A 21,705-nucleotide genomic window follows, 5' to 3' on the forward strand; every position below is an offset into this window, starting at 1 on the left:
ACCCCACACGGAATGAAGTTTCAATTTATTGTTACTGGTAGACCACCTAGAATGTCGCCTTTCCCGAACACAGTACTCGCAGCTACTTCCAATGCTGGGTAAGATACTTCATATGTACATATACATGCTTGAAGCTCCGGGAGTATAGCTACATCGTAAGGACTTTTCATTACGATTGCGATTACTGGAACATCATTTGCGGCAAGTATTTCTAAAAACAATTGTTGAACTGGATGTTGGGCTAAATATTGGACACCGAATATAACTGCATCGTACTGCTTCCAATGTTCTATTTGTTCATGTATATATTCTTCCGTCCAATCCTCTGTTAATGTTATATTTTTGGCATGTGGCTGATATGCACAAATTACATCATAAAGACGAATTGCTGCATGCGACGAATCCTCTGCTGCCGACTGTACAGCCGCTAATGGTGTGACTACTGCCATATCGCTACCACTATCAATCGGTATCAGCCCATGATTATAAACCATTGTCACACCTTGACGATAAGCTTCCTTAGCCAATTCACGATGGTCATTTCCTCCGACAAAAGAAGGTACACTTGCACTTGAATCTAAAACGGTATTATTCCAATTGATATATGTATCTTTAACACGCCTAATTCGTTTTACCGATGATAAAATAGATTCTCTGCTCAATTTCCCTGACTCTACTGCTAGTTTCACTTCTTTTAGAGCACCAATTTGCTTCTGCAACGTATGCGATACCATTGCTAGGTCCACACCTGCTTGTAACGCGGCAACGACTCCTTTCTCCGTACCAATTGTTTCCGAAATCGCATTCATTTCCATACAATCCGTCGTAATTAGCCCGGTATACCCTAATTTATCTCGAAGCAATCCCGTCATTACTTCTTTGGATAATGTAGCTGGTTTATCTTTTGCGGGTTCCAATGCAGGGAAATAGATATGTGCAGACATTATCACATCGGATTCCAAGCACTCTCGAAAAGGCCGTAACTCGATATCCTCTAACCTCCCTATATTATGGGGAATAACAGGTAAGGCTAAATGCGAATCCACTTTTGTATCACCATGACCAGGAAAGTGTTTGAGCGTCGTCACAACACCTGCATCTTGCATACCTTTCACCGCTGCTTTTGCTAAACGAGTGACACGTTCTGGTGATTCTCCGTAAGAACGAACACCAATAACTGGATTATCTGGATTTACATTCACATCAACTACTGGGGCCAAATTCCAATTAATCCCCAATGCTCTTAACTCTTTTCCGCTAGCATAACCTATCTGATATGCATTCTCTTCACTGTCACTTGCGCCAATCGTCATGCCTCCAGGAAATATTGTCGTTCCTTCTCCGAGACGTCGTACTGTACCATTTTCTTGATCAACACAAATGAGTAGTGGACGTTCATATCCTGCATCTCGTGCTTCTTTCTGCAAAGCAGCGGTTAGCGCAAGCACTTCATTAGGGCTTCCAATATTACGAGTAAAAAGAATAATGCCACCGATATGATAATTGTGGATAAGCTGTTTGATGGATTCGGGAATAACTTTACCATCAAAACCGATTACAAACAGTTCTCCTATTGTTTTTTCAATCATTTGCTACCACCTCTTTCTACATTTATTTATTCTGCACTTCATATTTTGCAAAAGTTTTCGAAACTCCCCACATTAAAATGTAGGCTGTTACACTTCCTCCAAACAAAAATAGTAATGCTGGTAAAGAATAAAAAGTAATAGATAACAGCAGACCAATTCCCACTAATAAAACCACCGTTAAAATAGGATGAATGATTCCTATAATAAATGGCCATTTGATATAGTCCATGGATTTTAAATTAAAGTGAACATAGATTGGAAAGAAAAAAGCAACTACCATGACATATAAAATTAAAATAACGACAACACTAAACTGAACCATCTGATAAATAAGACTTGTTTGTGTCCCAAGTATTTGGAATTCTATCGTTAGAAGGTATCCTATTGCCACTAGCAAAAGTCCTAATCCATTTGATTTTACAAATTCTTGACGAAATGTCTTCCAAAACAATGGAAAAATAGTAATATCCTGCTCACCCATATTCCACTTCCGAACCACTGCAAACATTGCTACGGTTGCTGGCATAAGACCAAATATTCCTAACCCTAATATAGTAAAAGCCACCCAGAGAATATTTAAATATGCAAAACGTGTTATCCAAACGGCTATTGTATAGTATCCTTGTGCAATACTCGTCATCTATCTCACCTCTCTACTCAAATCATTGTAAACAGAGACAAAAGTAGCTATCAATTCTATTACAACCTCTAGTTTCACTTGCACTGTTCCACTTTTGCCTCCGTTTATTTATTCCTTCACCGAACCAATTAGAACTCCCTTTACAAAGAAACGTTGTAAAAATGGATATACAATTAATAATGGTAGTGCAGAAACAATGATTACTGCATATTTTACTAAGGAAGCTGTTTTTACTTGTTCTGCGAACGATTGTGCAGAACCAGCAGCATTGGAAATACTACTTGCATTTACTTCATTCAAGATTAAAATTTGCCGAAGTATCAGCTGTAATGGAAACTTATCTTCTGTTCGCAAATAAATTAAAGCATTAAAGTACTGATTCCATAAAGCTACCCCATGAAAGAGTGCCATTACGGCAATAATTGGTAATGATAACGGTAGCACCACTTTAATAAATAAGTAAAAGTCACTTGCCCCATCAATTTTAGATGCTTCGACGAGTTGATCAGGTATTGTTTGTTGAAAGAATGTTCGAGCAACAAGAATCGACCAAGCTCCTACAACACCTGGGATCACTATCGCCCACATTGTATCGAGCATTTGCAAATTACGAACAACTAAGTACGTTGGGATAAGCCCTCCATTAAATAACATCGTGAATAAAATAAACCATAACCAAAGCTTCTTTCCCAATAATTCTTTACGGGACAAGGCATATGCTGCTGGCAATAAAACAAACAAGTGTACAAGCACACCAACGATCGTATATATAATCGTATTTTTATATCCCGTCCAAATCGCATCATTTTGGAAGACTCGTTGGAACCCATCAAAAGTAATATCCACCGGCCAAAGCCACATTTTCCCTGTGTTCACAGCTTGAGGATCGCTGATGGATGCGCTCAGCACAAAAATTAGTGGATAAATGATGATTATTGTAATGATCGATACAAAGAGTATATTTAACCGGTCAAAGGCTTTATCCGACAAACTAAATCTAGACATGTTGCATCCTCCTTCCTACCATAAGCTGTTCTCACTAAATTTTCGTGCGATTTGATTAACGGTAATTAAAAGAACGATATTAATCGCCGATTCAAACAAACCAACAGCAGCAGCAAAACTATATTGACCTTGTAGGATACCCGTTTCATATACAAACGTTTGGATAATATCCGACGTCTCCGAATTCAATGTATTTTGCATGAGTAGCACTTTCTCAAAGCCAATTTGCATAAAGTTTCCGATATTTAAAATAAATAATACGACGATGGTTGGCATAATACTTGGAATATTTATTCGGAAAATACGTTGCAATCTCGTGGCACCATCCACTCTTGCTGCTTCATGAAGCTCCGGGTTCACCCCTGCAAGAGCTGCCAAATAAATAATTGTACTCCACCCTAATGTTTGCCATTGACCAGACCAGACAAAGATATGTCGGAACCAATCTGGACTTGTTAAAAACGGAATTGGTTCCATCCCTAAAGCACGTATAAGATGATTGATTAACCCTGTATTGGGATCTAAAAATGCAACAAGCATTCCTACGACAACGACGACAGAAATAAAATGTGGTGCATACGTTAAGGTTTGCGTCCATTTCTTAAATGCCCCATTACGTAATTCATTAAATGCTAGTGCTAAAATAATCGGTAATGGGAATAGTATGAGCATGTATAGATTTAAGACGAGCGTATTTTTTAATAATCTCCAGAAGTAATATGAGCTAAAAAAACGCTCAAAATGTTCAAAACCAACCCAAGGACTTCCCCAGATTCCTAAGTTCGCAAAGTAATCTTTAAAAGCAATTTGAACGCCATACATTGGTATATAATGAAAAATAAAAAAGTACGAAACTACAGGTAAAAGAAATATATATAATTGCCAATTTGCAAGTAAATTCTTTTTTATTTTGTAGCCTCTACCCCTATGAGCGGGCGCTAGTTTTGCCATATTATTGTCTACCTCCTTAAACAGCTAACTAATATACAACCTTGACACGTTTACCATATCTTCCTAATGAAACAACCTTGATTGGCAATTATGTATACTTTTGAACATTGCTTCACTTACAAGTCTGAAGTTGTATTGTCATGCTGGTTACTAGGAAGTAATGCTGTTCAACAGAATCTACTCTCTTTTTCTTTTTAGCGCGTGCTCAAAAAGGACCGAGAAAAGCAAGCCAACGAGCTTCCACAGGACGTGGGCTATTTTAGTAGAAGATCCCCCAGATAATTATCATTTTCACCGGACTTTTTGAACAACCTCTTTTAGCAAAAGGTAGAAGAGAGAGGAAAAGGGGGAACCTCTCTCTTCAAATCCATCTGTAATCAAAATAATTAATTCTCTGTATAACGGTTATAAGCATTTTGATGTACTTCTACAACCTCTTCTAATCCCATTTGGTTTAGTGTGTCTACATAATTATCCCAGTTAGCTAAATCTTCATCACCAGTAATAAATTTGTCGCGCATTTCTTCGATATAGTTGTTGATATCTTGACCAGTAGATTGCAAGATAATATTCTCCTCATCGGTAAATGTGAAACGCGGCCAAATTTCTTCTGGAACAAAAGGTTCAATCTTCTCGGCAGCTTCCATGGATTGAGGAGCAGTTTCTCCACCTTGGAAGTAATCTGCTTTAATAATCCCATTAATCGATCCTAACCATGTTAACTGTTTCGATAACGCTTGTTCGAAAGTAATATCTCCTTCAGGATTTAAGATGTGATCCTTATAAACCGCTTCACCGTCTTCTATTTCAAATGTTTCACCTTCTACCCCCATATAGTAAAGTTCCGCACCTTCATCACTATAGAAATGGTCCATCCAACGTACAGTTGCGGCTGGATTCTCATTCTCACTTGTGATTACTAAGTTTGCTGGATCCCATACAGAAGAAGAAAGTTTATTATAGGTTTGATGTCCTTCTGGTCCTTCTAACGCTGCAACACTGTTATATTGAGCTCCAATATCTTCCCCAAATAATTCAATTGGATCATAGAAAATCATGCTTCCATATAAATTATCAGATGCATTCGCTAGGAATTGCCCCCACTCGATCGTAAAGATACTTTGGTCAATCAATCCTTCTTCATACAGCTTGTTAATATATTCAAGCATTTGCTTATATTCATCTGTTATAGCAAAGTTACGAACTTCACCAGAAGAATCTAAGTCATAATTCATATTCGACGTACCTTGATTCATCACACCAAAAGAACCAGCTAACCATTGAACTAATTCTTGGATTTGCGTCCCTCCATAAGGAATCGTTTTTCCTCCACCTACTGGATCAAGCTCTTTCACGGCTTTCAAGTATTCATAGAATTCATCTGTTGTTTCGGGTATTTCCATTCCTAATTCATCTAGCCACTCTTCATTCACCCATGGACGAGCACTCAGACGTAAGGATAAGAAATCCTCCTCAATAAGTGCTGGCATGGAGTAAATGTTTCCATCTGGAAACGTAACAGCTTTACGGATACTTGGATCCTGCTCCATTAACGCTGTAAGATTTGGAGCGTATTGTTCAATCAGATCATTTAACGGTAGGAATACTTCTTGCCCTCCATATCTTAATAAATCCGTACTCGTAAGCTGCGATAGGAAGAATGCGTCTGGTAAATCTCCACTACCTAAAGCTAAATTACGATTTTCTTCTAAAGCATCTGGACTCACAAGATCCCAATTCACATTGATGTTTGTTTGATCTCTATACTCATTCCAAATTAGGATATCGTTCCAATTATTGTCTTCATTTTGAGCAGGCTTGTTTGCAAAAAAAGTTAGCTCTAGCTCTTCATCGACAATAGGCATTCCTGACTCATTTACACCTTCATTTGCGGCAGTCGCATCACCGCCGTCACCACCATCTTCGCCACCTTCATCATCGCTATTACAAGCTGATAAAGCGGTTACAAACGATATTAGTAAAAGAATTAACAATAATCTTTTTACCTTCACTTTGCTTTCCCCTCCCTAGAAATATATATTTCTACAAAACTGTTGATCCCCCTATGCTTCATCAAACCAAATCTATCGTTTATGTATCACCCCTCCATTAAAATAAAATTAAGAAATTATAAAACTTAAGTAAAATTTCTACTTATTCTAAATAGTAACACTATTCTAATGTTACGTCAATATAACATTATAATGTTTGTAATGAATTTTTTAGGAAGCTGCTACTTCCTTCATGTTAAAACACTTATTTTTTTATCTACATCACTTTTACACAAACTGGTCTTGGCAGTGCGTGCCTCTGATTGGAATGTACTAATTCATTCTTCTGTGTTTTTCTCATTACCATTAACTCATTACTATGTTCGTTGGCGATAATTAAATGTTTTTCACCAGGGACCTTTGATTGAAAATGCCTTGGCCATTTGCTGCCTAATCTCGAAATCGAATAGTTCTTTAGAAGTCCATTGTTTATTATTTGATAGGTTGTAATAGAATCGTGCCCTCGATTTGACACATATAGTAATTTTCCGTTGCATTGTACTTCTGCACTATAATTTTCTTGTTTACAATTACTTGGTAACGTGGTTATTCTTTGCTGTAACTGTACGAACTCCTTTTCTACATCATATGCATATACGAGTACGGTGGAATCAAATTCATTTACAACGTATAATACTGCTATTTCTGGATGGAAATCAATATGCCTTGGTCCTGAAGGATAAGGTGTTTCCGCTTCAAATCGCTGCTGAAGTTTTCCTGTCTCTTGGTTAAAATAGAGGAAATATAACTTATGCTTTCCTAGATCTGTTGCAACATAATAATCACTTTCAGGCAAGCGCCGTATGGTATGCAATCTTGATTCAGTTGAGAAATGGACGCAATCGGTCTCTTCTTCAATCTTTCCATTTTCATTTGTTCCATAAACGACTATATTGCCACCAGTATAATTACTTACAAAAACATAGTCACCATTTACCTCAACATAACAAGGCCCACCATGGGTAGGATGACGACTCCATTCTATTAATTGCTTGTGAACTGGATTAATTCCATAACAGATGACCTCACCTTGTTCAACCTCGCTAATAGCATATAGACAAGATTTACTCGTGTTAACTTCTAAAAAAGAGGGGTGCTCAATTCCATCAAAAGCTGCTACTTTCTCAAGCTTACCGATACGTGGGTCAAAAGAAAGCCAGTGAATTGTTTCTTCATTCCTTTCTCCATAACTCCCTACAAATACATCGAATAATGAATTCATTCGCTTCTCCATCCATTTCTAGTAAATTGGTAAAACATGAAAAAATACATTAGGGGATGCCATACGATAATAATAACTACCCCACCCGAGGCCAGTAGATTGTTCGAATCTTGGTGAATAATAAAGTCTCTCTTGATCTAACTCCTCAATTTGATCTAATTCACCGTGTACAAAACGTTCAATGCGATCTTTTGTAGTTTCTAGACGATTCAATAAACCTCCATAACGTATATCAATTACTTCCCAACCAAACGGTTTATTCATTGTTAGCCATTGTCTGCGATGTGCAGATCGAAGTTCACAAACATCACTTAATAATGGCACTATCTTTGTATCTACTAATTGTGTTAACTCAGACAACTGTTTCTTATCATACGCCTGTTTTAAATTTACTCCGAGAGATGCTTTATTCGCTAATACAGTGCATAGCTTTTTAGGTACGTCAAAATGATATTTACCGTATTCGTGCGCTTCCTTTTGCTTCCGTTCGATTTGTTTAGAAAGATCTTTATAATACTCGTCTAAATCCAGTCCTTCTATATGTTTATCAAAAACACCTAATAATGGATCTTGCCATAAAAGGAACTTAGATGGATTCGTCTGCTGAAGATTTCCATCCGCTACACCAGGTGGTTGATCCAACTTGTTCAATAATAATAAGGCATCTGCATCAATTCCAGTTATAAATGTTGCTCTCTGTTTGACTTGCAATTCATCTACTTGCTCGCTAAATGCATGTTCTGCGTAATATTGTAATCCATAAAGAGAAGTGTACACATTGTTTTCATATCCATCATCACCCCATAAAGTCACAAACACATCACGAATTCCGTTATCTTTACATGCTTGAAGTGCTTTTTCACTCGCGCTTAAAGAAATATGATAGTTTGGTGCGAACGTATTCCACACCCACATGCCTCCTGCGAACGCTGGAGTCCTGCCAAACCGTTTTAATTGACCTATCATATTGTCATAGTGATCATAATCCGTTTGGTTATACTGCCAATACATAAATTGAACATTTTCTGGTAATTGTTGAATAATATATTCTGGCAGATTCGTAGATTTGTCGTACTGATCTCCTGTTTCCGATGCTAACTTTAAAAACATATCACTCCACATCATCGCTTCTAATTCATATTTATCCGTGATTTCTAATACCCTTGTTAAATGTTTCGACATCATCTCAAAGCGGGATTGATAACCATGAATATTTAGGAACCTTCCTCTACCTACTTCTTCCGCTTCGTCCATACCTATATGAATACGTTTACTGCGGAATGGTTTTGTAACCGCATGTATCATTCTATCTAGCAAATCATACGTATCTTCACTTTCCAGCAACAATGCACCTCTTGTATCCTTGTATTTATAGGCAGCATCCCATTTTAGAAATTCCTCCAAATGAGCCAGTGTCTGGATACACGGTATTAGCTCTATCCCGAATAATGCAGCGTATTCATCCAATTCACGTAGTTCGACTTCTGTGTAACGTCCACGCATGTAACCAAAGTAAGGTTCATCACTCACTTCATAGGTATCCTCCATATAAAGCATGATGCTATTATGCCCCATCATAGCTAACTTTCGGATAAAATCTTTTAATGTTGTTAATTTCATGGTCATATTCCGTGAAAGGTCGAACATCGGTCCAACAGTTGAAAATTGCATTTTTTCGTTTGTTTCCAGAGGAGTATCTTCTTGTTGTAGATGTTGAAGCAGCATACTAAAAGCGCGAAAGAATTGATTAGGGTATGCGTATGTGATGGTCCCATTTCCTTGTCTATAAGAGATTGCTAAGCCATTGAGTGTTTCTTCCTGCACACAAGTAATGTTAATCTCGGATCGTTCAGCCAATGAGAAATCATAGCTTGCTTGTAACTCGCTTAACCCTTTCATGATAATGGCACTATCGCCTGTTATCGTAAATTTCATATTCTATTCCCATCCTTTCTATTAAATTATTTCTACATGAAACCTCCTATCTAGATTTTTATCAATCAAAATTTATTATTTCAAATTTTCAACATTTTCACAACAGTATTTTTAACTTCTGTTTATGTACACTTGTACTAGATGTAGCTGGTTTCAATTATTTAGTTATTCATAGCACACAAATGAGTCTATTTTATAATCAAAATATTTTGTGTGAAGTTCGAATGTTCGCTATTTTTATTTTCATTACAGCTTTCCCCAGGCACAGCATCAGCTATTCTGAGCAGGTGTCGCCTTCTTTCATTACAATCAAAGCCAAGTGATTGCGGTTAATCTAACGTTGTTATATAAATACCAATAAAACATTCGATTTTAAATAAAACTTAGAATGATGAAATTGACTCAAATATTATAATTCACGCAACTAAAAAAACTGTCCATAGCCTTCGTTTATCACGGTGAGACTTCTGGACAGTTTGTTCATACTAGTTCATTCCGACGCTCTCTATTTGGAATTGTTCGTTTAATGATATCATTTCAAGTAACCCGAGCGCTGTTTCTGCACCTTTATTTCCAGCTTTCGTTCCTGCTCTTTCTACAGCTTGCTCAATCGACTCTGTTGTTAATACACCAAACAATACTGGTATGTTGCTATTCATCCCTACTTGGGCTACTCCCTTGGAGACTTCATTACAAACATAATCATAATGTGTAGTTGCTCCGCGGATAACTGTTCCTAACGTTAATACACCGTCATATTTTTGTGAATTAACTGCACGTTTAGTTATAAAAGGAATTTCAAAAGCGCCAGGAACCCAGATCACATCGATATTTTCTCTAGCTACGCCGTGACGAATAAGCATATCTTCTGCACCGGATAATAGTCTCGCAGTAATAAACTCATTAAATCTACTTGTTACAATCGCAATCTTCTTTCCCTGTCCATTATAGTTTCCTTCATATATTGTCATACGATCAAACTCCTCTACGATTAATTTTCTATAGCTATTTCTTTTTTTCGATATTGAACGAGATCTTCTACTGTAATTAAGGTTAAATGCCATTGTTTCGCCAGTGTTTCAAGAGCTGGATATCTTGCCATCGATCCATCATCATTTAAAATTTCACAAATATACGCCGATGGAAACGAGTTTGATAGACTTGCCAAATCAACAGCTGCTTCTGTGTGACCTCTACGTTCCAATACGCCTGCATTCTTCGCTATTAATGGAAACATATGACCCGGACGCTTGAAATCTGTCGTTTTTGATAATGGGTCAGCTAAAGCCCGTATTGTATCTGCACGATCAGCCGTAGAAATCCCTGTAGAATTGGTATAATGATCAACACTAACCGTAAATTGAGTACCATACGTATCGGTATTATTTTTAGACATTGTATCTAAATCTAATTCCACCGCTCGTTTTTCTGTAATTGGAACGCAGATTAATCCTCGTCCGTATTTAGTCATAAAATTAACATTTTCATGCGTTACCAACTCGCTGAGCCCAACAAGATCTCCTTCTGCTTCTCGGTCCGCATCATCTGCAACAATAATCAATTTTCCATTCCGCAAATCTTCTATCGCCCGCTCTATCTTGCTTTGCTCGTTCATATTTACCCTCCTTAGAATCCATTTTCTTGTAAAAAGGACTGTGATAAGGTTTGCTTGTTTGCTTGAAGAATATATTTAGCAAGCATATCCGTCTCCATATTTACGTAATCACCCACTCGACGTTGGGACAAAATCGATGCTTGCTGTGAATGGGGAATCAAACTAATCGTAAATGTATGACTAGATTTTTCTACAACCGTTAAACTGGTACCATCCAAGGTAACTGAACCTTTCGCAATGACTTCTTGCGCATATGGTATCGGCAATGTGAAGCTCATGTAATATGCATTTTGGTCTTTCCATGTACGTTTGACGGTAATAGTGGAATCTACGTGACCCGCAACGATGTGCCCTTCAAATCGATCTGTTGCACGCATCGCCCTTTCCAAATTCACAGATGAACCAATACTCACATATTGAAGATTGGTAGATCGAAATGTTTCAGGCATGACATCAGCCATAAATGTATCCTCAGCTACTTTGGTGGCAGTCAGACACACTCCATTAACAGCCATGCTGTCGCCAACGTTGTAATGCAGCAATTGCGACTCTGTTGTATGAATAACAAGTTGAATTGTTTCTCGTCGTTTCTCCACGTTCGTTACTTGCCCAATTGTTTGAACAACTCCTGTAAACAAACCATCAGCTCCTTTTATTTAATTTAATATCAGAAATGAATGTGATCTCTTTGAAGGGGGAATAATACTGAAATAGAGAGTAAGCAACTAAATTAGTCTCACTCGTAGAACGATGTAAGGAAAAATGAATTACATAATCTCCATATAAATAGCCCCGCAATATGTAGATTGCGGGGCATAGCTAACTCTAATAAACGATATGTGTAAAAATACGTAAATTTAAGACAACTAGAAACAACCTAGTTTTCTCCACGTCAATAGATATACGTATCCATACAGCTATTCTTCTCCCATCCAGACTATTACTGTCGGTTCTAGATTCTCACTAGATCCACCGCATGAAAGCGGGTCACGGACTTCAAGTTCTTACTAACTTGTCACCGCCGGTCGGGAATTACACCCTGCCCCGAAGAATACACTATTCAATTCTAAGTAAAAGTGTAAAACTTCAGATAGTTAATGTCAAATAAAATAAATAAATTAATTAAGTACGTAGCTTGCCAATACGGTTTGAACTTCATATATATTTAAGCTTTTGTTAAACTGCTTTTGGAAAGGCACAGAATTACCAGATATCCAGATTTTTAACTCCGCATCTAAATCAAAACTTCCAGCAGTTTCAATACTAAAGTGAACTATATTTTTGTAAGGTATCGAATGGATTTCCATCTTTTTACCTGTTACACCTTGTTTATCTACTAGAATTAATCGCTTGTTCGTAAAGATAAATAAATCTCGAATAAGTTTGTACGTTCTCTCAATATTTTCTGATTCCGCTAAAACTTGCTGAAATTCTTCTTCAATCTTCCCGTTATCTACTTCGGATGCATTCCCCATAATACCATCAAAAAGACCCATGTAAATTCCTCCTAAAAGTTTAGTTATATAGGTAATTATACCATATGAGTAAATTTCCATTGCTTAATTTTATAAAAACGAATAATAAGACTGAATATAAATATTAATGTTCGGATTATTAGAATTACTTGGTTTTGATTGAAATGGAAGACGGCGACTCCTGCAGGATCAGCACGAGCTGAAAATCCACTAGGAAAAGGGGGTTTTTTTCCTAGTTAGTTGAAGCCGTGCCTGCGGAAAGCGCCGTCTGCAATGGAAATCAAACAGCAATACATTCGGATTTTATTAATTATGAAATTGATTCACATATAAAATATTTCACTTTTTTTATTGACGCTAAATTCTATCGTTAATTACAAACATAAAAAAGCTCTTATTGTGATCATTTTTCTCACAATAAAAGCTCTTAATAATGTTGTCTATAAGAACATTTGTATGATTAAGCCAGTAATGAGCAGTATAATTGCTCCACCTAAGCGAGAGGAGATTTGAGCGAATGGCATTAATTCCATACGTTTGGAAGCAGATAATACTGCTACATCTCCCGTACCTCCCATGTTGGCCATACATAATCCACCTGTAATAGCTGCCTCAATTGGGTAAAATCCTACGAGTTTACCTAGTAAACCTGCACCAAGTATTGCTCCTAGTACGACAGCAAATACAGTTAGAATATATTGAAGTGTCAATGCTTCGATTACTGTATTTAAATCAGTGTACGCAACCCCGATTCCGAATAACAGTGCTAATGTCCAGTTACTAGCTACAAACTGATACCACTGACTTGCACCATCTAAAACCGTTTTTGGTAAGATATTCGCAATTTTAGTTAAAGCTACTAAGATAATCATAATAGCATACGCATGAATTGGTAAGAAATCACCTAACACAGAGCCAATTGTAAAGAAAGCAATTGCTGCAAGCAACCCTGCTCCCATTAATTTAATATCATATTTTTGTTCCTTTTTCTCTTCCGTTACTCCTTCAATAATTTGCCCGTTCCCTGTTAAAGAAGGATATTTCTTTCCAATTAAATTTAGTACACTAGCTAAAACAATCGCAAATACATTTCCTAGAGCTAGTGCAGGTACTAACATGGAGATATAGTAACTTGGACTGTTGCCTAATAGTTCTGAATAGATTTGACTCATCGGAACAGCGCCTGCTCCCATGCCTCCACCCATAATCGGTAACGTTAAAACAAGTATTGCGTCTTGAATCGTGAATCCTACAATGCTACCAATAATAGCTGCTAAAATAATCGCACCAATGATTGCTCCGAAGATAGGAACAAAGAAACGGACACCAACTTTAACTAATAGCTTAGAGCTCATTCCCAAAATACTTCCGGTAATAAGTGCTGCAATATAAAAATCAAGAAAACCGCCAGTTGTCATAAAATCAGTAACGCCTGTAACGACATACTCTGGCAATATACCGCTATATACCATAAACGCAGAGCCGAATATCGCGACAATTGCTCCCCCACCAAGGAAGGTACGTACGATTGGCGTTCTATCTCCGACGAATCCTAATAGTTCACCAATTACAATCATGACAAGTAAACTACCAATCATACCAGCTGGAAGGCTACCAGAATATATTGCGATAATCGTTATTGCTGAAAATAGAAGAAACCATAACACTGGCAATCCAAATATTTTCACTCCGGTTTGTGGAAGGGAAACTGTATTATTTTTTGTTGTATTCGTTTTCATTTCTGTAGAATCTTTCATTCTATTCACCTTTCTCATTCACTTTTGTTTTTTGAAGAGCCTCCCTATAAAAGATAAGGAAGACTCTTCCCCTCTTACATTAACTTACAGAGCTTGTTTCTTTTTCTGTTGAATAGCACTCGACATAACAGCTTGCGCAACACGTTCTGCCGCTCTCTCATCCAAGGCATTTGGGATTACCTTATCTTTAGAAACTTCCTGATCATTTAGTACATTCGCAATCCCATAAGCTGCAGCAACCTTCATTTCGGTAGTAATGTCCCTTGCTCCCGCATCAATTGCTCCTCGGAATATTCCTGGAAATGCAAGTAAATTATTGACTTGATTCGGATAATCAGAGCGCCCCGTTGCCACGACTGCTGCACCAGCTTCTATCGCCTCTTCTGGATAGATTTCTGGAATTGGATTCGCAAGTGCAAAGATAATCGGATCCTTCGCCATTGTTTGAATATGTTCTTTCTTTAATGCTCCTGGACCGGATACACCGATGAATACATCCGCCTCTGTAATCGCATCTTTTAAAGTACCGCGAACATTATCTTTATTAGTTACTTCTGCCATTTCTGCTTGCATCGGATTCAACCATTCTTCGCCTTTTGCTACAACGCCTTCTAAGCTTACTAATGTGATATTTGTCAATCCGGCATGATAGAGTAGCTTCGCTATGGCAATTCCTGCTGCACCAGCACCATTAATCACAATTTTAATTGGACGAGTTTGTTTGTTTACCACTTTTAATGCATTCGTTAATGCTGCTAGAACAACAATTGCAGTTCCATGCTGATCATCGTGGAATACTGGAATATCTAATTCTTCTTTCAGACGTTTTTCAATTTCAAAGCAGCGAGGAGCTGCAATATCTTCAAGATTAATCCCAGCAAAAGTTGGTCCCATTGCTTTTACAATATTTACAATTTCATCTACATCCGTAGTATCTAAACAAATAGGAAACCCATCAATGTTAGCGAATTTCTTGAATAATAATGCTTTTCCTTCCATCACAGGCATTGCTGCTTTTGGTCCAATATTTCCTAGGCCAAGTACTGCTGTACCGTCTGTTACAATCCCTACCATGTTTCCCCGAGATGTAAGTGTATTGATTTTTTTCGGATCGTCTGCAATCTGTTTACATACATCCGCAACCCCAGGTGTATACACAAGACTTAAATCGTCTTCACTATTTATTTCCATTTTCCCTGTGATTTCTAGCTTTCCTTTATGTTTATAATGAAGTTCAATTGCTTCATCTTTTAAATTTTTATTTACCACTATAATTACCCCCACCGTAATCGCTTTCAATTCGATTTCATATTTATTATAAATATTTGACAAAAAATTGAACGGTTTTGAAACTATTAAAAGGGTTTTGAAATTAAAAAAAGCAGCCAATTCTAAATTAGTTGCTTACATACGGATGTAAGTGATGGTCATTTTCTCTTTTATACTGATACGAATAGACTGGTCGTCCTATCCCATATGTCATCTTCTCTTCGATCCAATCAATGTCTACTAAGAACTTTAAATATTTACGTATAGATACACGGGAAATATTGGTTTGTTCTGCTAATTCATCTGTAGAGAAAAACGCGCCATGCTGTCGCCTGATTTCGGATACGATGACTTGTAACGTTGACTCTGTCAGACCTTTTGGCAACATTTTTTCTGATTCACTCGCTTCTTCTTCCACATGCATAAACTTGTCCAGTTCCTTTTGAGTCATACCTTCTTTGTCCATTAATAATTCTTGTTTTTCTTTATAAACAAGAAGTGATTGTTCTAATCGTTCAAATTCAAATGGTTTGATTAAATAATCTACAGCACCAAATCGTAGGGCTTGCCGTATACGTTCTTTATCTGATGCGGCAGTTATTAATATCACATCCACTTCCACATCCTTACTTCGAATATAAGAAAGTAGCGCTAATCCATTTTCATCTGGCATATACACATCCAGCAATAATAATTCAACTGTTTGTTGTTCCAAGATTTTCTTCGCTTCGGTTGTATTCGTTGCTATTGCTGTTACTTCGAATCCATCGATCAGCTGAATATATCTATTATTAAACTCCGCTACCATTGGATCATCTTCCACAATTAGTACCCGAATCATCGTATATCTCTCCTTATCTTATAAGGAACTTCAACTTCAAAAATAGTTCCAGCTTCAAGCGTTTCAAAACGCAGGGATCCACCCAAAGCTTCTACGCTCTGTTTTACTAAATACAAACCATACCCACGATTATTTCCTTTTGTGGAATATCCTTTTTGAAACATCTGCTGTTGTGTATTTTCATCTATACCAACACCATAATCTTGAATTCCAATATAGAGCCAATCGTTTTTATAGCTTACATACATATCAATTGTTCGGTTTTCTTTGGATATTATTGCATCGATTGCATTATCTATTAAATTGCCGATAACAGTAATTAATTTATGAACAACTTGATTATCGGGAACGGCAGGTATTTCTTCTGCAATATCTATTTGAAGATTAACATCTCTTTCCCTTGCATCGCTTAGTTTGCCTAGAAGAAATCCAGCCAAAATCGAGTCTTTTACATTCTTAACGACGTGATTGAGTTCTTCATTACGCTGATTAACAATTTGTTTAATATAGTCATCTAACTCATCGTAACTTTTTGTCGTTACCATGCCATTAATCACATGTAATTTGTTCATAAATTCATGAGACTGTGCACGTAATGCTTCTGCATACAGCTTAACACCTGATAATTGTTTGGCTAATTGTTTTAGTTCCGTTAAATCTCTAAAAGTAGAAATAGCACCTACCACTTCGTCATTCACTACGATTGGCATACGATTTGCCAAAATCGTCACTCCATTTATTTTCTGTTCAACATCCATCGCAGGTTGTTTACTTTCTAAAATTTCTTCTAAATGGGAGTGAGGAAGAACTTGTTCTACGCTTTTCCCAACAGGAGATTCAGTAATTCCTGCTTTTTCAAAAACTTTCATCGCTGCTTTATTTACTATCGTTATTTTATGGTCTGTATCGATGGTAATAATACCTTCTCTAGCAGACTCTAACGTAGCACTTCTTTCTTTTAACATCTTAGCAATCTGAAACGGCTCTAGTCCAAATAATATCCGCTTAATATAACGAGCAATAAACCAAGCTCCCAAGATTCCAATAATTAAACCAACAATCGAACTAATTAGATTGCTGATATGGTTGTTATAGATGACATCATTTATTTCTTGTAATGATATCCCCACCGATACTGCGCCAATTTGTTCGCCGTCTCCATTAAATATCGGCGAAAAAGCGCGTAATGAGTCCCCAAGCGTTCCCTCCGATATGGAAATATGCTCGATACCTTGTTCTAATACTGTATCTTCATCTCCTCCTACAAAGGGTTTTCCAATTAACTCCGAGTTCGGATGTGACTTACGTATACCATTCATATCCATTACTACAATAAATGTTAAATCCGTGGAGCGACTTATTTCATTCGTATATTCTTGTATATGTTTTTCCTCATCTTTATTCTGTAGTCCATTAATTACCCATTCGGACTTGGCCATTGTTCGAGAAATAATCACTGCTTTCTCTTCAATATTTTCTTTAAGCCGTTCACCCGTTGCATAATTAATTAACAGATCATTGGTAATGAGAACAATAATAACAACTAAACAAACAAGCGTTGTTATCAATACGCTAAGGCGTGTTTTTTTCTTACCCATCGATATTTCCCCCAAGATTATTATCACTTTATGCTATCATAGAAAATTCATATAAGAGTAGTGATCAACGAAACTTGTTTAGGTATTAGTAAAGAGTCTACATTCTTCACCAATGAGTATCCGGAAGAGTCGTTGTTAAGTTGTAAATTTTAAATAAAAGTTAATACAATTAATCTAAGATAATTGGAATGAATGCCTTTGTAAAGACGCTCACCTTGTGGTGTGGCGGTTGAGATTTGAAAAGAGGACCACGGATTACCCCGGCACAATCCGCGTTTTCTCCTAGCCCAATCCCAGAGGGCATTTCGTGGTCTAGAATTTAGAAATGTTATTGTACATTTGCGAGGGAATTCTTTAGTTTTTTGGTTATGAGAGCTGGTCTATTGACCACTTTTTTGCTTTTCTTTAGATTTTTTGTTTATGAGAGCCGGTCTATTGACCAATTTTTTTGCTTTTCTTTAGTTATTTAGGTTTTGAGACCTGCTCTATTTACCATCCCAATGATTTTCTCTAGTTGTTTTGGGTTTTTACAACTGCTTTACCTTTGAAAGAGATTTATCCAAATCGATATAAAGCTCCTGAAAAATTAATTGTTTTTCTTTCGCCGCCACTGAACTGAACCATAAACGGTTTCTCACCTTTTGTTTGTAGAAAAGATTCTACTTTTCCATTAACATTCGGTTCATAAAAGATAAAATTCCCACCTGGAATAAGTAACGGATATCCTGTTGCGTCAAGCTCTCTATCAATAAAAGAATTGCCTACCTTTACACCGAGCAATTCACTCCATGATGCAGCAATTTCTGCTCCATTTTCTACTGCAAATCCAATACTCTCCAAAGCTATATCTCCTATTGGGTGATCTGCAATAGCATTGCTTTTCTCTAAATCTTGTTTTCTCCATTCATCTGATTCGTCCCATTCAATGAAAAATGGCAATTCAGGCGATATTCCATCACGCCCTACAAATAATAACTTCCATTTGATTATACTTCCGTCTGGCCGAGTGTGGGTCCATTCACCTCAAAGCCAAGAGAAGCAAAACGTTCTGTGTCAGCTTGTAAATCTTTTGAACGTAATGCTACTCGTACAGCTCCTTCTTCTTTTTCATCTAGAACACTTTTGATAAGCCCATGATTGACCTTAGCCGCTTCGTTTGCAAGTTGTTCGCTAAATACATCAATAAACTCAATATAACTAAGGCCAAAGTAACTTAACGCGTTATAAGTCCCTAAATTCTCATGTCTTCCTCCTTGAACTGCATGGATTCCGAGTTCCTTACAACGTTCCATCGCTATCTGTGGATCGTTTACTACATGTACAAAATGATCAAATAAAAAAGACATGGATGGCCTCCCTAAATGAATAATATTATTCTACTTTTACCATTTGTTGTATCCTTTGTAAAGTTGATTATACGCTACTTATTACAGGAAAATGCAGCAGTCGTTAATATTCGGTTTCATCCTGTTCACTTAATGATTCGCTCGTAAACACCACAGTTTTTGTGTTTTTTGGAGCAACCAATACTGGCCACCAAAACGGAGTTCCTCTCCATCCTTTTTCTTCCTCTCCATTTTAACGTAATAAAAGTAAAGCCGGAATATCTGTAGCTACTTGCTTCGCTATTCTTAATTCTCCTTTTTCGCCAGCAGGGGTATCTGGAGCATCTTCATAACGGTCAGAACCAGGACGAATCCTACTCATATTTCTGCCTCGCTTCACAATACACCAAACATGCCCTTGATAGTCGGAATCGGTATGCCGGGACAAATATTCCATACTTGCTAGAAAGGCTTTTACATCCCAAGATGGTCCTGTGTTGTCATCAAATGTTTTTGCAATGGTTCGTATAATTTTCTTTGCATTATCAAGCCGTATTAAAAAAGCAACGCCATCTTTTTTACCACTCTCCCCAATCGCTCGATCGATTTTTTCTACTATTTGGCTAATATATGTCTTATATCCAGTCTGAAAACCAACTGGCAGCATTCGTTTATACGGGCGTAATGTTGTTGTTTTTGACAGTAATAATTTATTAGGGCTGCACGGAATGATTTCATTACGTAGATCTTGTTGGATAAAGACGACCCCCTGATCTTGTCCACCTTGTTCAAAAGCCTTTCGTAATCCAGCATCAAATTCATGTATCTTCATCATGACATTATAAATTTCTTTCGTTGTATAAAATCTTGTAACAGCTAAATCTTCCTTAGGCCGAAAACCATACATACGGGAATGTTGCAGAACAGTATCTTGCTGAAAGCGACGAGGATTTCTGCCATAATAAAAGCCGATTAAATTCGCAATAGTAATCCCTCTATCTAAGATTTGGCCTCCAATAAATATATTTAGTGGAGCTCTAAGTTTCAATTGTCCTGAGTTATCTAGAAGCTGATTTATATCCGTTTCTGAATTGACTTTTGAAATCAAAAGATGATCTTTCTGAAGTGCCCATAAGGTTTCAAATTGCACTTCGGCAAATGAAGGAATTTCCGCTCCTAGACTCGTTAATGACTTTTTCATGTTTTCAAATGAAGTTTTTATGAAATTAAGGAGTAATTCTGGTTGTGTATTTGCCGCTTGTTGTAAATGCCGTTTTACTTCTAAGACTATCGTTTCTTGCCACTCATGAGATAACTTAGATTGCTCGGTATGGATAATGAAGCTATACTTATTCATTCGTGTTCCTTGCTGCTTTTGTTGAATCCGGCGCATGACGCCCCCAACAACAAAATGAATAATTGAATTTCTGAGTGAGGCAATCTTATTACTTTGTAACGCTTCTTCTAATTTAAATCTTCTTCGGTCTGGCTTTTTTAAAGCAATTAATTCACCTTCGTTAATCGGTTCATATATATTGGAAGAAATAGAATCGCCTATCTTACTATCCCCAAAGTAATACTCCCCACCAATATATTCATTTGGTACAGGCACCAGTTCTGTAAATACAGGTTTTACCGGTTCAAAGACCTTTGTAGACCCATCTACTTTTAGTGTTTCCGGCTGTAAATAAAGAGAATATGGTGTTGCGGTTACTTGTAAGAAACTAACATCTGTTAGATTCCTGCGAAGACTATCAATTTGTCCAGCGATTACATTGATTTCTGTAATCTCTCGCTTTGTTTTAGAAAAGCCGATACTTGCAAAGTCTGCCTCATCATCAATTATTAGTGTTTTTTTCGTTGCTAAAGTTGGATATCTTATCGATAAAACTTCTTCCAAACGCTTCAAATTATTAGTTTCCTTTTTCACTACGATCATTTGTTTTTGCTGTAATTCATATTCAATTAGATTTTCTGGCATCGACATAATATCATGAATTTGCAAGACATCCTCATCTTCGATACCAGCAAACTCTAGGTATAAACGTTGTAATGTTTGTCTAGCTAAAGCTCTGGTTCCTTTTGTCAAAACAATGATTACATCAAAGCCATTATCCATCGCAAGCCCTGATAAACCAATAAATGTTCGAGTCTTCCCACTTTGGATTTTCCCTAGCAACATCCCTGGTCTGTTCAGCGTAGTTCCATAACGTAATAGATTTTCTAACGTTTTTTCAATACAATGCATTGTTTCATTGGAATACGTATTTTTCTCTTTTAAATATGTATAAAACATTCCTGTTGTATGTGTCTTTACTTGTTGCATATTTTCCTCCGTTGTTTCTACCCTGTTTACTCACTCTCAAGCATATATAAGTTGGTTGATTTATTGTATAATTAATATAATTGATTCTATCATAGAAATAAATTAT

19 protein-coding genes and 1 riboswitch are annotated in these 21,705 nt (G+C 37.0%); of the genes, 1 reads left to right on the forward strand and 18 read right to left on the reverse strand.

Annotated elements, in window-relative coordinates; all coding sequences use genetic code 11:
• Positions 1–20: 20 nt before the first annotated feature.
• The 17 genes from nagZ to C794_RS21210 all read right to left on the reverse strand — a co-directional run bounded on the left by nagZ (position 21) and on the right by C794_RS21210 (position 19,294).
• Complete coding sequence (nagZ, locus tag C794_RS17340; RefSeq protein WP_017798441.1) at positions 21–1,589, reverse strand: beta-N-acetylhexosaminidase; 1,569 nt, start codon at positions 1,587–1,589, stop codon at positions 21–23.
• A gap of 22 nt (positions 1,590–1,611) precedes the next feature.
• The gene (locus C794_RS17345) at positions 1,612–2,229 is read right to left on the reverse strand and encodes a YesL family protein (RefSeq protein ID WP_017798442.1); all 618 of its coding nucleotides are present in this window, start codon (positions 2,227–2,229) and stop codon (positions 1,612–1,614) included.
• 108 nt (positions 2,230–2,337) lie between these two features.
• Positions 2,338–3,234 (reverse strand): carbohydrate ABC transporter permease, encoded by an 897-nt coding sequence (locus C794_RS17350; RefSeq protein WP_017798443.1) that lies wholly within the window; start codon positions 3,232–3,234, stop codon positions 2,338–2,340.
• Positions 3,235–3,249: 15 nt separating this feature from the next.
• A complete protein-coding gene (locus C794_RS17355) occupies positions 3,250–4,185 on the reverse strand; it encodes an ABC transporter permease (protein WP_017798444.1) in 936 nt (311 codons plus the stop codon).
• A gap of 386 nt (positions 4,186–4,571) precedes the next feature.
• Positions 4,572–6,197, reverse strand: a complete 1,626-nt coding sequence (locus tag C794_RS17360; RefSeq protein WP_017798445.1) for an ABC transporter substrate-binding protein — start codon at positions 6,195–6,197, stop codon at positions 4,572–4,574.
• Positions 6,198–6,453: 256 nt separating this feature from the next.
• Positions 6,454–7,458, reverse strand: a complete 1,005-nt coding sequence (locus tag C794_RS17365) for a lactonase family protein (RefSeq protein ID WP_017798446.1) — start codon at positions 7,456–7,458, stop codon at positions 6,454–6,456.
• A gap of 18 nt (positions 7,459–7,476) precedes the next feature.
• The gene (locus C794_RS17370) at positions 7,477–9,393 is read right to left on the reverse strand and encodes a beta-N-acetylhexosaminidase (protein WP_017798447.1); all 1,917 of its coding nucleotides are present in this window, start codon (positions 9,391–9,393) and stop codon (positions 7,477–7,479) included.
• Positions 9,394–9,878: 485 nt separating this feature from the next.
• Complete coding sequence (ribH, locus tag C794_RS17375) at positions 9,879–10,364, reverse strand: 6,7-dimethyl-8-ribityllumazine synthase (RefSeq protein WP_017798448.1); 486 nt, start codon at positions 10,362–10,364, stop codon at positions 9,879–9,881.
• Positions 10,365–10,384: 20 nt separating this feature from the next.
• On the reverse strand, positions 10,385–11,008 hold the full coding sequence (ribB, locus tag C794_RS19975; protein WP_017798449.1) for a 3,4-dihydroxy-2-butanone-4-phosphate synthase: 624 nt from the start codon (positions 11,006–11,008) through the stop codon (positions 10,385–10,387).
• Positions 11,009–11,019: 11 nt separating this feature from the next.
• Positions 11,020–11,646 carry a riboflavin synthase gene (locus tag C794_RS17385; RefSeq protein ID WP_017798450.1) on the reverse strand — a complete coding sequence of 209 codons (627 nt, stop codon included), beginning with the start codon at positions 11,644–11,646 and terminating at the stop codon, positions 11,020–11,022.
• A 278-nt stretch (positions 11,647–11,924) separates the two neighbouring features.
• Positions 11,925–12,064: riboswitch (FMN riboswitch) on the reverse strand.
• Positions 12,065–12,126: 62 nt separating this feature from the next.
• A complete protein-coding gene (locus C794_RS17390) occupies positions 12,127–12,504 on the reverse strand; it encodes a PH domain-containing protein (RefSeq protein ID WP_011067612.1) in 378 nt (125 codons plus the stop codon).
• A 419-nt stretch (positions 12,505–12,923) separates the two neighbouring features.
• Positions 12,924–14,240, reverse strand: a complete 1,317-nt coding sequence (locus C794_RS17395) for a 2-hydroxycarboxylate transporter family protein (protein WP_017798451.1) — start codon at positions 14,238–14,240, stop codon at positions 12,924–12,926.
• 84 nt (positions 14,241–14,324) lie between these two features.
• Positions 14,325–15,509 carry an NAD(P)-dependent malic enzyme gene (locus tag C794_RS17400; RefSeq protein ID WP_017798452.1) on the reverse strand — a complete coding sequence of 395 codons (1,185 nt, stop codon included), beginning with the start codon at positions 15,507–15,509 and terminating at the stop codon, positions 14,325–14,327.
• A 127-nt stretch (positions 15,510–15,636) separates the two neighbouring features.
• Positions 15,637–16,350 carry a response regulator gene (locus C794_RS17405; RefSeq protein ID WP_017798453.1) on the reverse strand — a complete coding sequence of 238 codons (714 nt, stop codon included), beginning with the start codon at positions 16,348–16,350 and terminating at the stop codon, positions 15,637–15,639.
• Positions 16,347–17,948, reverse strand: a complete 1,602-nt coding sequence (locus C794_RS17410; RefSeq protein ID WP_017798454.1) for a sensor histidine kinase — start codon at positions 17,946–17,948, stop codon at positions 16,347–16,349. The genes C794_RS17405 and C794_RS17410 overlap by 4 nt, the downstream gene beginning before the upstream one ends.
• A 555-nt stretch (positions 17,949–18,503) precedes the next feature.
• The gene (locus C794_RS21205) at positions 18,504–18,938 is read right to left on the reverse strand and encodes a VOC family protein (RefSeq protein ID WP_083900535.1); all 435 of its coding nucleotides are present in this window, start codon (positions 18,936–18,938) and stop codon (positions 18,504–18,506) included.
• On the reverse strand, positions 18,935–19,294 hold the full coding sequence (locus tag C794_RS21210; RefSeq protein WP_017798456.1) for a VOC family protein: 360 nt from the start codon (positions 19,292–19,294) through the stop codon (positions 18,935–18,937). The genes C794_RS21205 and C794_RS21210 overlap by 4 nt, the downstream gene beginning before the upstream one ends.
• Before the next feature lie 15 nt (positions 19,295–19,309).
• Here C794_RS21210 and C794_RS21215 point away from each other — a divergent pair, with 15 nt between their 5' ends.
• Entirely contained in the window at positions 19,310–19,441 is a 132-nt protein-coding gene (locus C794_RS21215) for a hypothetical protein (RefSeq protein WP_268258092.1), read from the forward strand.
• 85 nt (positions 19,442–19,526) lie between these two features.
• Here C794_RS21215 and C794_RS17420 read toward each other — a convergent pair whose 3' ends face one another.
• On the reverse strand, positions 19,527–21,599 hold the full coding sequence (locus tag C794_RS17420; RefSeq protein ID WP_017798457.1) for a Z1 domain-containing protein: 2,073 nt from the start codon (positions 21,597–21,599) through the stop codon (positions 19,527–19,529).
• Between the last annotated feature and the right edge of the window lie 106 nt (positions 21,600–21,705).

The sequence above is a fragment of the Oceanobacillus kimchii X50 genome (genome assembly GCF_000340475.1).
In the GTDB taxonomy this organism is placed as follows: domain Bacteria; phylum Bacillota; class Bacilli; order Bacillales; family Amphibacillaceae; genus Oceanobacillus; species Oceanobacillus kimchii.